At 61.0% G+C, this 14,387-nt stretch carries 13 protein-coding genes; 8 read left to right on the forward strand and 5 right to left on the reverse strand.

Annotation, left to right across the window (positions count from 1 at the left end):
* The 3 genes from DSAT_RS14245 to DSAT_RS14255 are packed head-to-tail and all read left to right on the forward strand — an operon-like array spanning position 1 to position 2,447.
* Entirely contained in the window at positions 1–639 is a 639-nt protein-coding gene (locus DSAT_RS14245; protein WP_020888237.1) for a lysophospholipid acyltransferase family protein, read from the forward strand.
* Positions 623–1,552: a polysaccharide deacetylase family protein gene (locus DSAT_RS14250; protein ID WP_020888238.1), complete on the forward strand. Its 930-nt coding sequence runs from the start codon at positions 623–625 to the stop codon at positions 1,550–1,552. The genes DSAT_RS14245 and DSAT_RS14250 overlap by 17 nt, the downstream gene beginning before the upstream one ends.
* Before the next feature lies 1 nt (position 1,553).
* Entirely contained in the window at positions 1,554–2,447 is an 894-nt protein-coding gene (locus tag DSAT_RS14255; protein WP_020888239.1) for a lysophospholipid acyltransferase family protein, read from the forward strand.
* Positions 2,448–2,477: 30 nt separating this feature from the next.
* Here the strand turns inward: DSAT_RS14255 and DSAT_RS14260 are convergent, their stop codons facing one another.
* The 5 genes from DSAT_RS14260 to DSAT_RS14280 all read right to left on the reverse strand — a co-directional run bounded on the left by DSAT_RS14260 (position 2,478) and on the right by DSAT_RS14280 (position 8,377).
* Positions 2,478–4,580, reverse strand: coding sequence for a tol-pal system YbgF family protein (locus tag DSAT_RS14260; RefSeq protein WP_020888240.1), 2,103 nt, complete (start codon positions 4,578–4,580; stop codon positions 2,478–2,480).
* Positions 4,581–5,722: 1,142 nt separating this feature from the next.
* Positions 5,723–6,373, reverse strand: a complete 651-nt coding sequence (gene fsa, locus DSAT_RS14265) for a fructose-6-phosphate aldolase (protein ID WP_020888241.1) — start codon at positions 6,371–6,373, stop codon at positions 5,723–5,725.
* A complete protein-coding gene (locus tag DSAT_RS14270) occupies positions 6,370–6,660 on the reverse strand; it encodes a TRASH domain-containing protein (protein WP_020888242.1) in 291 nt (96 codons plus the stop codon). The genes fsa and DSAT_RS14270 overlap by 4 nt, the downstream gene beginning before the upstream one ends.
* A 59-nt stretch (positions 6,661–6,719) precedes the next feature.
* Positions 6,720–7,232, reverse strand: coding sequence for a 2-amino-4-hydroxy-6-hydroxymethyldihydropteridine diphosphokinase (gene folK, locus DSAT_RS14275; RefSeq protein WP_084712876.1), 513 nt, complete (start codon positions 7,230–7,232; stop codon positions 6,720–6,722).
* Positions 7,211–8,377 carry an LL-diaminopimelate aminotransferase gene (locus DSAT_RS14280; protein ID WP_020888244.1) on the reverse strand — a complete coding sequence of 389 codons (1,167 nt, stop codon included), beginning with the start codon at positions 8,375–8,377 and terminating at the stop codon, positions 7,211–7,213. The genes folK and DSAT_RS14280 overlap by 22 nt, the downstream gene beginning before the upstream one ends.
* A gap of 148 nt (positions 8,378–8,525) precedes the next feature.
* Here DSAT_RS14280 and xerD point away from each other — a divergent pair, with 148 nt between their 5' ends.
* The 5 genes from xerD to DSAT_RS14305 all read left to right on the forward strand — a co-directional run bounded on the left by xerD (position 8,526) and on the right by DSAT_RS14305 (position 14,387).
* A complete protein-coding gene (xerD, locus tag DSAT_RS14285) occupies positions 8,526–9,443 on the forward strand; it encodes a site-specific tyrosine recombinase XerD (protein ID WP_020888245.1) in 918 nt (305 codons plus the stop codon).
* A 54-nt stretch (positions 9,444–9,497) separates the two neighbouring features.
* Positions 9,498–12,203: a CBS domain-containing protein gene (locus DSAT_RS14290; RefSeq protein ID WP_020888246.1), complete on the forward strand. Its 2,706-nt coding sequence runs from the start codon at positions 9,498–9,500 to the stop codon at positions 12,201–12,203.
* 156 nt (positions 12,204–12,359) lie between these two features.
* Entirely contained in the window at positions 12,360–12,848 is a 489-nt protein-coding gene (locus tag DSAT_RS14295) for an HIT family protein (protein ID WP_040371420.1), read from the forward strand.
* A gap of 20 nt (positions 12,849–12,868) precedes the next feature.
* Complete coding sequence (locus tag DSAT_RS14300) at positions 12,869–13,237, forward strand: LapA family protein (RefSeq protein WP_020888248.1); 369 nt, start codon at positions 12,869–12,871, stop codon at positions 13,235–13,237.
* Positions 13,238–13,259: 22 nt separating this feature from the next.
* Positions 13,260–14,387: a tetratricopeptide repeat protein gene (locus DSAT_RS14305; RefSeq protein WP_020888249.1), complete on the forward strand. Its 1,128-nt coding sequence runs from the start codon at positions 13,260–13,262 to the stop codon at positions 14,385–14,387.

Raw genomic sequence — 14,387 nt, forward strand, 5'->3', positions numbered from 1 at the left:
GTGGCCGTCAAGCTCGATCCGAAGCTGCTCGGCAGGCTGATCGCTTGGGTGTACCGTTTGTGGTGCGCCACGCTCCGCTACGAGCCGATCGGCCAGGAGGCGTTGGCCGCCCACCAAGCCCAGGGAAAGAGACTCGTCTATTGCCTGTGGCACGACGAGCTTTTCGCTCTGACCGGACTCGGCATCCGCCAACAGCATCGTCTCGTGACCGTGGTCAGCCAGAGCAGGGATGGTGAGTTCCTGGCCCAGATCATCAACCGCCTGGGGTATGCCACAGCGCGCGGTTCGAGCCGTCGGGGTGGTCTTCAGGCCATGCGCGAGGCGATTCAACTCATGCGTGACGACGGGCGCGATGCGGTGATCACCGTGGACGGACCAAAGGGACCGCGTCACAAGCCCAAGGAAGGGGCCATCTACATCGCCTCGAAGGTCGGGGGACTCATCGTCCCGGTGCGGCTCGTCATGCATACCCGCTTCGTCTTCACGAAATCCTGGGACCGTTTTCAGCTCCCGCTGCCGTTCTCGCGCGTGACCATACATTTCGGCGAGGCCTACGCTCCCAAGGAAGGGAAACTCGACGCCGCGGCCATGGCCGAGGAATGCACGCGCCTGGAGGAGCGCCTTGGCGCTCTTGTCTGAGTTCACTCCTGGGCGGTCCTCGGTTCCGGTGCTGTGCTACCACAACATCGGCGGCAACGGGGTTCCCGAAGAGAGCTTCGCCGCCCAGATGGACTGGCTGGCCGCGCGCGGCGTGCGCAGTCTGACCCTTGCCGGGGTCGAGGCCTTTTTGCGCGGCGAGCCACTTCGGGAGCCCTCGGTTCTCTTGACCTTCGACGACGGGTTTCGTGACCTCTATACCCGTGCCGCGCCGATTCTGCGCCGCCATGGATTCTCCTGCCTGGCCTTCGTCGTGCCCAACCGCATCCGCGAGGACCATGAGCCGGGAACCGGCGAGCCGATTATGGCCGATGCCGCGCACGAGGCCTTTGTCCTGCGGGGTGACCGCTCGGCCTGGATGTCCTGGGCCGAGATCGCCGAATTGCAGCGGGAAGGGGTGGTCGAGGTCGGCTCGCACTCCCTGACGCACCGTATGGCCCCGGTGAGCGAGGCGCAGGCGGGCGAAGTCCCGGCGCACTGGGCCTATGCCCCTTGGCGTGGTCAGAAGACCTTCCCACGCCTCGCCCCGGAACTGGCAGCGCCAATTCGAGTCGAGGAGCAGGGGAGGCTGGAGACGATCGAGGAACTTAAAGCAAGGGTTGAGGAAAATATTCTGAAAAGCCGGGATGAACTGGAATCCAGGCTTGGCTGCGAGGTGCGTTCCTTGGCCTGGCCCTGGGGCGCTTGGCGGCCGGAAGGGCTTTGGGCTGCGCACAAGGCCGGGATTCGCCTCTGCTTCACCTTGGAACGCGGGCCACTTTCGCCTGGGACGGACCTCATGCGGCTGCCGCGCCTTGAGGTGCGGCGCGCAAAGGGACTCTCCTGGTTCGCCACGCGCATGCACATCTACAGCCGGGCGGTTTTTGCGCGCCTGTACTCGGCCATGAGGTTTTGACGTGCGCGACGCGCTCTACGAATTCGCGGCGCTGATCGGCGGAAAGCTGAACGTGGCGAGCGCCTCCCGTCTCGGTGACCTTCTTGGCCGGGGCATGTGGCGGATGCTTCCGTCGCGCCGAGCCCTGGCCGTCTCAGCCATCGCCGAACGCCTCGGCGTGGAGCCGGACGAAGCGTTGCGTCTGGCCCGGGAGAGCTTTCGCCACAACGCCCGATCCTTTATCGAGATCATGCTTACGCGGCGCATGGATCTGCGCTTCATCCGCGAACGGCTGACGTTCGCGGATCCCGAACGCGTCCGGTTTCTGGCCGAAACGCCGCGTCCCGTGGTCTTTGCCACGGCGCATCTTGGCGCATGGGAGCTTCAGGCCGGATCGCTGAACGTCTATCCGGGCAAACGCAAGGTCATCGTGGTGCGCCGCCCTAAGGACAGGGCTCTGCATGAAGTCATGACCCGGCTGCGCACCCGTCCACAGGTGGACGTGGTTCCGCATCGTCAGGCCGTGATGCCCGTGCTGCGCACCCTGCGCAAGGGCGGCATGGCCGCTTTTCTGGTGGATCACAACTGCACCCGCGATGAGGCCGTCTTCCTGCCGTTCCTCGGGCGGCTCGCGGCCGTGAACGTGGGGCCGGCGCTCCTGGCCGTGCGCGCGGGCGCTCTGGTGGTTCCCGGTTTTTTGGTCAGATCGACCGGCAATGGCTACGTGCAACATTTCGACGAGCCTTTGGACACTGAAACGCTCCAGGGAGACCGCGACGCCCGGATCGCCGCCACGGCGGCGTTTTACACAGAGGCGGTGGAGCGATACGTGCGCCGCTTTCCCGAACAGTGGTTCTGGATGCACCGCCGCTGGAAGACCCGCCCTCCCGAAGAGGACGCCCTGTCTCCCTCCTGATTTTTCGCCAGTCGAACGCCTTCGGCTACGTCAGAACAAGGCCTCTGGCCGCTTTTGGCCGTTTCGCGCTCCTGATCTGGCGGCTGCGCGGCTGCGCTCTTCGATCTGCTTCAGGCGCTGTTCGGCCTGTTCCTTTTGGCTGGCGCGGTCGGAGTTGGCGATCACGATTTTGAGCAGCCCGCGCGCCGCTTCTCCGCGTCCCGAATTTTCTAGGATCAGAGCGGCCCGGTACATGGCCGTGACCGCCCATATGTTCTGGGCCGGGTATCCCCAGGCCACCCGGAGATAGGCGTGCAGGGCTTCGTTGTCCTCGCCCATGGCCTCGGCGCTTTCGGCCAACCAGAACAGCGTCTCGGCCTGCTCGGCCTCGGTTAGAGCTTCCTTGTGACTCCATAATTCCCCCAGGATCTCGCGGGCAAACCCATGGTTGCCCATGCGTTGCGCCAAGAGCGCGAGCTTCAGCCGTTGCAGTGGCAGCAGGCGTGCCCTGTCTTCGCGATACAGGGTGGAGTAGGTGGCTAGGGCCTCTCGTTCAAGCCCCAGTTCGATTTCAAGCGCTCCCTTGGCCTTGAGCCAGTCGAGGCGAACCGGGCCGTGCAGCTTGCCGGGGTCGAGGCGGCCGAGATAGGTCGCCGCAGCCTCGACCGCTCCGGCCGATCCGGCCTCGTTCGCGAGCAGGACCAGGGCTGCCGCGCCGGTGGTGCTCAAGGGGAACAGATAGCCCACCCGCCTGGCCAAGGTGGAGGAGGGGGCGCGGGCGAAGGCGGCGTCGAAACCGGCCAGCAAAAGGGCCTGGTCCAGGGGGCGTGATGCGCTTTCAAGCTCGACGTCATCCGGTGCGAGCGCGGACCAGAAGGGCAGGGTTTCGCGCCCCAGGGCCGAATATCCAGCAGCGGCGGCAAGCCAGCAGGAAAGTTCGAGAAACCCTGAATCCTCGGCGTTTTGCTCGAAGAGGAGGCGGGGGTGTTGTCCGGATGAAAAACTAAAGTGAAGCTTGAGGGGGAGGGGGAGGCGCTTTTGGTCCACTTCTGCAAGATACGCGGCGGCGCGTTCCAAGTCGCCAGCGGCAAGCGCCTGCGCCGTGGCCAAATGCCGCAAACGCTCCGTGGTCAGCGGGTCGAGCCCGGCGTTGTCCAGTTCGCGTTCGATGATGTCCATGGCGCTTTCCGGCGTAGCCACGGCCAATCTCCCACGGATTTCCGGCCAGTTCACGAGCCGTGGCTCGCGCACCTGCCATGCCTCGGGAGAGTAGGGGCCAAGACCGGCGGCGATGCCGTCTGCAAAGGCCGAAGCCAGGGGATACCCGGCCTGGGAATAGGCAGCGGCGGTGAAGCGAGGGGCTTTTGCGATGAGCGAGTCCGCCAAGTCGGTGAAGAACCGTCGCACCGTGGGATCGCTCACCGGCGTCAACGCGGCCCTCGCCTCGCGTAACCTGCCAAGGGCTGCAAAGCCCAGGAAAGACGAAATCGCCTTGCGGTCGTCATCGCTCAAACGCGCGCCCATGGCGGGCTGGTGATCGACCAAGCGGGGAACGTCTCGGCTTTCTCTGAGCGCCACGGCCGCTGCATCCCAAAAAGGCGATCCCGGCCAGACGGCGCGCCCCGTGTTCAAGGAGGCGTTGAGACGTGTGAGCACGGCAAAGGCGAGATCACGGTCCACCATACGGGTGTACTGCCAGTACCATTGCCGCCAGACGTCCTCGAAGGCGTCCGGGAACCCCGGCTCCTGCCTGAGATTTTCCGCGTCGGCTTTGTTTGGGGGAGCCCCGAGCGCAAGACTCCAGGCGAAAACGGCTTCGGAGAGCGAGCCCGCTCGTCTGGCTGCAACTGCGAAAAGAAGCAGGCGTGCCCGTTCCTGGGAGGCGTCCGCAAAGGGAGCGGCATCGCGTAGAATGGTGTACGCTTCTTTTAACTGCCCAGAACCGAGAAGCAGCTTGGCGCGTTCGAGCACGATCTCCGGAGTCTGCTCATCCTGGGCGAGTTCCCGTTCCACGATTTCGTGGATGCCGTGCTTGCTCAACCACTGGATGAAGTCCTGGTTGGCAAAGGCAGAACACGGGAGCAGGATAAGGAGAAAGGCGGCGGCGAAAAGTAGGGCCGCACTGGTTGCAAGGCGGGTTGAGCTGAGGTGCATGCGGTCTCCGGGGCATATGGTTGCGGATAGGCTCGCATCAGGAACTAACAGCGGCGAAGGGCAAAAACAAGCAACGCTTCGTCTACCCATGGCGCCGGTTCTCGGAGCCAGTGCCGCGGGGACAGGGAGCGTCTTGGCGTACGGGCTGACCCGCCCCGAACTATTGCCCGGGCAGACGAGGTTGAAGGTTTGGAGCGCTCGGATCGAAGCGGCCTTGACCCGGCTGGGAAGAGTGGCGGCAAATAAGATATGAAAAGTATGCTATTTCGTCTACGTTTTGCAATCATGACTTTGCGGATCACTGTCCTGGAGTGTCGGGCGGATCGCGAGCGTGATTTTGAAGCGTTTTTCAAGAGGCAGCCTTGAAAAACGCGAGTTGCGACGAACTGCTTGGCGGTTCGTTTTGGCGCACATCAAAGGCGGCTGCACCTAAATTGCTGGAACAATTGCTTTATGATCGTGAGATGTGAATGAGTAGAGCCAATCCGACCAGCACATGAAGAGGCCAAAACGACAGGAAGGGAATCTCATCATATTTTAAAGTTAACATAATTTACATTATGAGACACTAACACACGGGGCCGACTTTGCTATTCTAAGTAGCCAGGAATGAATATGTTTCTTTTTGGGATCATTTGGTGTTCTAATCAGATTGCCACTTTAACGACTTATCAAGCTATTGATATGGAGTCTTTTTGTCATTCAATTTGAATTACTATTGAATTTCCAAAGCTTCGTTCCCTGATTCTCCTGATGACGATTCATGGAAGGCGGACGCGGAACAAAGGCCGTGCTCATGGGCACGGCCGCACTCCTCACGCTTCATCAACGGATATTAAAACGAAAGATTCAGGCAGAAAGCCTGTCTGAATGCGACGGAGAAATGCGGCTCGACGTAGCGAACCCTGCAATTTCAGCGCAAAGGAAAAAGAAAAGGCCGGGTCGCCCCGGCCTGAGATTGTTGACAAACCCCTTTTTTCAGGCTGTTCAAAAAGCCCAGATGCAAGGCGCAAGAAAAGCTCAAGGCCGACGCGTATTTGCAATACGCGAGGATTTGAGCTTTTCGCAGCAACGCAGCAAATGGGACTTTTTCAACAGCCTGCACGCGGTGCGGCTGGCTCTGCCGGGCGGGGCTTCTTGCCCTACCCGTCCGGAAAGACCTTTTTCCAGTCCGTCAGGAAGCTCTCGATGCCAAGATCGGTCATGGGGTGCTTGGCGAGGTCGAAGAGCACCTTGAAGGGAACGGTGGCCACGTCAGCTCCAGCCAGAGCGGCTTCCACGACGTGCAGCGGATGCCGGATCGAGGCCACCAGAACCTCGGTCTCGAAGTCGTAGTTGCCGTAAATGGCCACGATCTCTTCGACCAAGTCCATGCCTCGCTGCGAGAGATGGTCCAGGCGACCGATGAAGGGACTGATGTAGGCGGCGCCGGCCTTGGCGGCCAAAAGGGCCTGGGCAGCCGAGAAGCAGACCGTGACGTTGGTTCGCACACCCATGTCGGCCAAGTGACGAACCGCCTTCATGCCTTCCATGGTCATGGGGATTTTGACCACGACATTGGGACCGTACTTGACCAGTTCCCGGGCCTCTTCGATCATTCCATCGGCCTTGAGGCCGATGACTTCAAGCGAGACCGGGCCGTCCACTTCCTTGCAGATGAGTTCCATCTGCTTCTTCCAGTCCGCGCCCTCTCGAGCCAGAAGCGTTGGGTTAGTGGTCACCCCGTCGATGAGGCCATATTCCTTGGCTTTGCGAATCTCTTCCAGGTTTGCGGTATCGATGAAGAATTTCATTGTTGCTTTTCATCCTGGTTGGGTTCGGCGTGCAGGGCCTCAAGACGCTTGATGAATTTGTCGCGGCAGTCGTAGCTACAGAAATGGTGCACGTTCTCGCCCTCGCGCACCCGGATGTCGCCGTCGAGAGGCACGAAAGCCCCACAGATGGGGTCCTTGACCATCTGGCCGGTGGCGGCCTTTTTCTCGGTTTCCTTCTTCTTGTCCAGATCCTTTTTCTTCTTGTCGCCCATGAACATTTTATAAAGAACGAATCCGGCAATCAGCAAAATTATCAATTTCCACATCATTCGGCTCCGACGTTTTCTTTTTCGCTTTCCCTACGCCCTTTGAGGGGAAATGACAATCAAGGCTCCTGATAGATGCGCCGCCCTTCGCACCTGTGTGCAAGGCGCGAGAGCGCCTCCGTCGCCGTCTCCCCCCAGGGAAGCCGCAGATCGGGAGCGATCTCGGCTAGCGGGGCGAGCACAAAGGCCCGCTGCCGCATCCTCGGGTGCGGGATGGTCAGTTCCTCGTCCTCGACAGCGAGATCGCCGAAAAGCAGGATGTCGATGTCCAGGGTGCGTGGCCCGAAGCGGACCGTGCGTTCACGTCCGAATTCGTCCTCGATGGACCGCAACGACCGCAACAGGTCATGCGGTCCGATGTCCTCGCCGCAGAAGACCTGAAGCACGCAGTTGGCGAACCAGGGCTGCTCGCGTACGTCCTGCGGCTCGGTCTGGAACACGGACGAAACCATCCCCGGCGTAATGCCGGGGATGGCTGCGATCCGCTCCATGGCGCGGGAAAGAAGGGTCTCGGAATCGCCGATGTTCGATCCCAGGCCCAGATATGCCGCTACAGGGCCGCGATGCGTGATACGGCCTCCTCCAGCCTGTCGCTGGGCACGGTCAGCGAGATGCGGAAGAAGCCCTCGCCCGGCGCGCCGAAGCCGTTGCCCGGCGTAACCACCACGCCGGTCTTCTCCAAGACCTCCGTGCAGAAGGACGTGGAGGTCTTGCCCTGCGGCACCTTGGCCCAGACGAAGACCGAGGCTTTGGGCACGCGATGCTCAATGCCGACCTTGGACAGGGCCGCGCACACGCTGTCGCGCCGCTCCCGGTATATCTTGCGGAACTCGGCGACGTAGGGCGTGCCCTTGGAGAGCGCGGCGATGCCCGCTTCCTGCACGGCCTGGAACGCGCCGGAATCGACGTTCTCCTTGACCTTGCCCAGTCCCTGCACGAGCGAGGGGTTGCCGACGGCCATGCCGATGCGCCAGCCCGTCATGTTGAAGGTCTTGGAGAGGGAGTGGAATTCGATGGCCACGTCCTTGGCCCCTTCGAACTCGAGGATCGAGCAGGGCTTGTCCTGCTCGTCGAAGTACATCTCCGTGTAGGCCGCGTCGTTGACGATGATGGTGTTCGTCTCCCTGGCCCGGGCGATGAGCTTCTTGTAGAACTCGGGCGTGGCCGTGGCGGCCGTGGGATTGTTGGGATAGTTGACGAAGATCATCTTGGCGCGCTGCCAGGATTCCTCGGAGATGGCGTCGAGATCGGGCAAGAAGTCGTTGGCGTCGGTCAGGGGCACGAATTCGACCTGACCGCCCGCGAAATTCACGGCGATGTTGTAGACTGGATAGTTGGGCGTGCAGACCAGGGCCAGATCGCCGGGATTGATGAAGGCGATCGGAAAGTGGGCGATGCCTTCCTTGGAACCGATCAAGGTCAGGACTTCGTTTTGCGGGGCAAGTTCGACGCCGAAGCGCTTGCCGTACCATTCGGCCACGGCCTCGCGGAAGCTGAGCATGCCGATGTAGGAGGGGTACTGGTGGTTGGCGGGCTTTTTCGCGGCTTCGTGCAGCGCTTCGATGATGAAGTCGGGGGTCGGCATGTCGGGATCACCGATGCCCAGGCTGATGATATCCACTCCTCTCGCCTTGACGGCCGCCTTGGCCTTGTCGATGGCGGCGAAGAGATAGGGAGGCAGCGTGGCGAGTCTGTCAGCGAACGGGAAGTCGGCCATGTGGTCTTGCTCCTTATTGGGATTGGGATGATGTTCTTACGATCAGGACCGCTGGTGTAAATTGCCTGCCGTGGTCTGTCAAATTCTGCAAAATGCCCTCCTCCTGCCTCTTGCCTGCGGGCTCAAGCGGCGCTAAAGGAGCCCGGATATGACGACGCACGCGCGCGCCAACCGTTCCCCTGCCCTCCACCATCCGTGGGTGGATGCCTACCTGCAGCGTCTCACCGTCGAAAAGGGGTTGGCCGAGAACTCCCTGTGCGCCTATTCCACTGATCTGGCTGACTTTCTCCATTTCCTGGCCGACAACGGCGGACGGCTGGAGGACACCAGCAAGGACACCCTGTTTCTCTATCTGGTCACCATGCGGGCGCGGGAACTGAAGAGCCGCACCATCTCCCGGCATCTCTCCGCCCTTCGCGGCTTGTTCGCCTATCTCGTCGAAGAGGGACTGGTCAGCGGTAATCCAGCGGAACTGCTTGAAAACCCAAAACTTCCCCGGCAGCTTCCCGAATTTCTGAGTCGTGAAGAGGTCGAGCGCATGCTCGCCTTGCCGCTGCTCACCGACAAGCTCGGCTTCCGCGACCGGGTGATGCTCGAACTGCTCTACGCCGCCGGACTGCGCGTCTCCGAACTCGTGGGACTTCGTCCCTTGGACTTCGATCCCCAGACCGGCGTCTTGCGCATCTGGGGCAAGGGCGGCAAGGAACGTCTCGTGCCCATCCACGCGACCGCCCAGACATTTCTCTCCGATTGGCTTACGTCCTGGCGTGGCCTGTTCTCGCCTCGCGATCAGGAAGTCTTCCTCAACCGCTCCGGGCGAAAGCTCACCCGTCAAGGGGTGTGGAAGATCATCAAGCGCTACGCGGAGAAGGCCGGGATCACCCGACACATCTCGCCGCACACCCTGCGGCACAGCTTCGCCACCCACTTGCTCGAAGGCGGGGCGGATCTGCGCAGCGTCCAGATGCTCCTCGGCCACGCGGACATCAGCGCCACGGAGATATACACTCATATCCAATCTGGCAGACTCAAGGCCGTACACGACCGATTCCACCCCCGTTCCTGAATCCCGCGCACGATTCTTTTGTCATGCGGCCGAAAATCCACTAGAAAGAACCGCATGGGCCAGACTACACCCCCTCCCGTTCAGGTCGAGACAGTCATCACCGGACACACCAGCGCCGACTTCGACTGCCTGGCCGCGATCATTGCGGCTGCGCGTCTATATCCCGGCGCGGCCCTCGTTTTTCCCGGCTCGCAGGAGAAGAACCTGCGCGATTTCTACATCCAAAGTGCGATGTATCTTTTCAATTTCGTCTCGGGCAAGGACATCGACCCGGCGTTCGTCAAGCGTCTGGTTGTGGTGGACACCCGACAGCGCGGGCGCGTGCCGCACGTCCAGCATCTTTTAGACATCCCCGGGCTTGAAATCCATCTCTACGACCACCACCCCGACTCGCCGGACGACCTACCTGCAACCGTCTCGACGGTGCGCAATTGGGGATCGACGGCCGCTATTCTGGTGCACGAGATGATGGGCAAGGACATCTCCCTCACCCCCGAGGAGGCCACGATCATTTCGCTGGGCATTTACGAAGACACGGGCAGTTTCGTCTATCCCTCCACCACGCCGCACGACCTACGAGCCGCGGCTTGGCTGGTCGAACACGGGGTCGAACTGAACGTTGTCGGCGATTTGCTTTCGCGCGATCTGACCGCCGAGCAGGTGCGCGTCCTCAATGCCTTGCTCAAACTCGCGGAAACTCATGACATCAAAGGCATCAAAGTGGTCATTACTCAAGCCACCATGGACCACTACGTGGGCGATTTCGCGGTCCTGGCGCAGAAAATGATGGAGATGGAAAGCATCCGCGTCCTCTTCGCCCTGGGCCGCATGGACGACCGTATAACCGTGGTGGCCCGCTCGCGCACGGCCGAGGTGGACGTGGGGCGCATCTGCGAGTCCCTCGGCGGTGGCGGACATCCTTACGCGGCCTCGGCCTCAGTCAAGGATCGCACCCTGCCCCAGGTGCGCGACGAGATATTCGCTCTGCTCTACTCCGAGGTTAATCCGCAGCATCTTGTGACCAACTTCATGTCTAAGTCTCCTGTCACAGTGCGGCGCGATGCCTTGCTCGGCGATGCCGCGGCCGTCATGTCCCGCTACGGCCTGAAGGCCGCGCCTGTGGTGGACGAGGATGGAAAGCTTGTCGGCCTTTTAGAGCACGAGTTGGCCGATAAGGCCGTAACGCACGGCCTGCACGCAGTGCAGGTACGTGAATACATGGCCCGTGAAATCACGGCAGTGGCCCCTGATTCCGATCTCTACCGTGCCATGGAGATCATTCTCGGTCACCGCCAGCGATTGGTGCCCGTCGTCGAGGATGGGAGAGTCGTGGGCGTGATTACCCGCACAGACCTAATCCACATCCTTGTGGAAGAGCCGGCTCGCATTCCCGAAAGCCTTCCCGGCCGCAAGCGCGAGCGCAGCGTTGTTTCCATTCTCAATGAAAGAATTCCTAAAGATATGCTTGATGTTTTGCGGCGGGCGGGCGAAATCGCCGAGGAACTGGGGGTCGAGGCCTACGTAGTCGGGGGGTTCGTTCGGGATTTGCTCTTGGCACGGCCCAATCTGGACATGGATATCGTTATCGAGGGCGACGGAATCGCTTTTGCAAACCGCTTGGTCCAGGAATACGGCGGCCGGGTCAAGGAGCACGACAAGTTCCGCACGGCCGTCGCCATCTTGCCCGATGGTCGCCGCATCGACGTGGCCACGGCGAGGCTCGAATATTACGAATATCCCGCTGCCTTACCCACGGTGCAATTGTCCTCTATCAAAATGGACCTTTTCCGTCGCGACTTCACCATCAATGCCCTGGCCGTGCGCCTCAATCCAAAGTCGTTTGGCAAATTGGTAGATTTCTTCGATGCCCAGCGCGACCTGAAAGACAGAAACATCCGAGTTTTGCACTCCCTATCTTTTGTCGAAGACCCCACGCGCATCATCCGGGCCATCCGCTTCGAACAGCGCTTCGGATTCCGCATCGGCGGACAGACTGAGCGGCTGATTAAAAACGCCGTGCAGATGCAGTTCTTCCAGCGGCTGACCGGAAGTCGTATCTTTAACGAATTCAAATTATTGTGCGAAGAGAAAAATGCCTCGCGCTGCATCGTCCGCCTGGAGGAGTTCAAACTCCTGGGCCAACTGCACCCAGGTCTGGAATTGAACGCCAAAAAGATCGGGTTGCTGGAGAAGATCGACGAAGTTCTCGACTGGTACAGGTTGCTGTTTTTGCCTGAGCCTGAACCCGACCCTTGGATGATCTATCTGCTCGGGCTGTGCTCGGAGATGAATGACGCGGAAGTCGCCGATCTCACGGACAGACTCAATTTCTCCAAACGCGATCAGCGCGAGTTTTTGTCGCTACGCGAGTCCGTGAGCACGGCTTTCAACCGCATCGGGGGCTGGATATCGCGCTCCGGTCCTCTTTCCGAGCTGTGTCTGGCCATCGAAACGCTGCCCGCGGAGGGGCTTTTGTACCTCATGGCGCGCAGCACCCGCGAGGAGGTGCGCAAGGGCATTTCTCTGTATCTCACCCGACTGCGAGACGAAGGCATCGCCATCACCGGGCAGGATTTACGGCGTCTCGGGCTCACGCCCGGCCCAGCATACGGGGAGATTCTGCGCATCGTGCGAGCCGCGCGCATAGACGGACAGGCCGAGGCTCGCGAGGAGCAGCTTGCTTTGGCTCGGAGGCTGGTCAAAAAAGTGCTGCGCAAGAAATCCGCCGACATGCCGCCCGCGTCGCGAAAAGGTGGCTGATGGTTGCTCTACGGGCGTTTGGCGTGTAAAGACGATGGCGCGCAACCATGAACGAACATGACCGGCGAACGCCATGTGGCCGTCACCGGGAACGAGTCGGTCACCACTTTGACCAGGCGGTTTCTATGGCCGGGAATTTCTTCGAATGAGGCTGGTGTGAGCGTCAGAGAAGTCTTGTGGGCGCCGTGGCGCCTTGAATATATCCTCGGGCCCAAGCCCGATGAATGCGTTTTCTGTCTCCCTTCGGACACGGGAGAAGATGAGGAACGACTCGTCGTGCATCGTGGCCGCCTGTCCTATGTAATAATGAACAAATTCCCCTACAATAACGGGCATCTCATGGTCGCACCCTACCGCCATGTGAGTTGCCTGACCGACCTCGATGACGACGAGGCCATCGAAATCATGCTTTTGGTCCGAAAGTCAGTGGCAGTGCTCCACAGGGCCTTCAGGCCGCACGGCGTGAACGCCGGGTTGAATTTGGGCGAGGCCGCTGGTGCGGGCATCGCGGCGCATCTTCATTTTCAGATCGTTCCCCGCTGGAACGGGGACAGTTCTTTCATGGCCGTGTTCGGAGAAACCCACGTCATTCCCGAACACCTCCGCTCAACCTACACCCGGCTGTTACCGCTCTTCGCCGGCTGAGTCAGGGCAAAGGAGTCCGCATGCGCTACATCAAGGTTCTTTTCATGGCCGTGGCCTTCGTGATCGCCATGATTTTCTTCATCCAGAACACACCAGTCTTCTCCGAGATCATCCAACTCAAGCTCGAGATATTCGATTGGCGCTGGACGTCCCTGGAAATGCCCATCTATCTCGTCGTCCTGATCGCATTCCTGGCCGGAGCAGTCCTTGCCACGATCTATTTCTTCTTCGAGAAGGTTCGTTTGGCCTCGCAATTACGCGCTGCCAACAGCAAGAACCGCAAGCTCGAGGACGAAGTCCGCACGCTGCGCTCCGAAAAGGAGCAGGCCGGAGCCGCCCCCACGACCTACGGTTCCGGAACCGAGGAATCCCAGAGCACCGCTTCCTGAGGGGAGCGCGCGCGGGTGTCCGATGCCGTCGTGGTCCTGGCTGCGTGATTTGTTCGGCGATAAGCCGGACCAAGGCGGCCTTGGCCTCGATCTCGACCAGGAAGGACATGCCCCGCCCTCCCGCGATACCCTCGCCGCCATCGGCGAACTCAGCCGTGCCGTCCGCAACAATCCGGACGCCATCGAGCCTTATCTTGCCCTGGGCAATCTCTATCGTGCCCAGGGCGAGATAGAGCGAGCCGTGGAACTTCGCGCGAACATCATCGACCGCAAGGGCATTCCTCCAGCGCTTAAGGCCAAGGCGCTCTTCGAACTGGGCCGGGACTACAAACGTTCGGGATTTATGGACCGGGCTCTTGGCGCGCTGGAGAAAGCCCGCGAACTGGTGGGAAACGAACCCGCCATTCTCGGCGAAATGGCGCGGCTCGCAGCTGAAACAGGAGAATACGCGGCGGCCGCCGACCTCTATGCCCGGCTCGGTCATCCTCAGGCCCAGGCGCATTATCTCGTGCGTCTGGCTGTGGAGGGTCTGGCGATCCAGGAGGTGGAGACGGGAAGGCAACTTATTTCCCAGGCCCTTGCCGTTCACCCCGGATCCCCCGAAGCGTGGGCCGAGACGGTCATCCTCGATCTGCAGGCGGGATTTCCGCCGGGCTCCGAGGAGCGGTTGGCCGAGGCGCTCGATGCGATCGAGCCCGGGCTTCGTTTTGTGGTTCTGGAGATGCTTCTTGGCTCCTTGCCACTGGGAGTGTTCGAGCCTCCCGACAGGGCCTTCGGCCCGCAGGGACTTGCCGCGCGGCTCTTGCGCCCCTTGGCCGATCACGAACCCGACGTACTGCTTCAATATTACGGGGGCCGCCTGCGGCAGGCGCTTGGAGACGAAGCTGGGGCTGAGGTCTGGTTCGAAAGGTGCGTACGGCTCAATCCGGATTTTTGGCCCGCTCGCCTTGAACTGCTGGACCGAGCCCGGCACAGAACCCCGCCCGAGTCGTCCCTCGACGTGCAATTGGAATATTTCGTCAGCAAGGCTCGCGAGGTGAAGCGGTTCGCGTGCCGCGTTTGCGGGCTGAAACGCGACCATGTCTTCTATCTCTGCGTGCGGTGTCAAAGCTGGCATTCCATAGGCTATCGCATGCGTCTGACTGAGTGA

Origin of the sequence: Alkalidesulfovibrio alkalitolerans DSM 16529 (assembly GCF_000422245.1) — a bacterium.
Classification (GTDB): Bacteria; Desulfobacterota; Desulfovibrionia; order Desulfovibrionales; family Desulfovibrionaceae; genus Alkalidesulfovibrio; species Alkalidesulfovibrio alkalitolerans.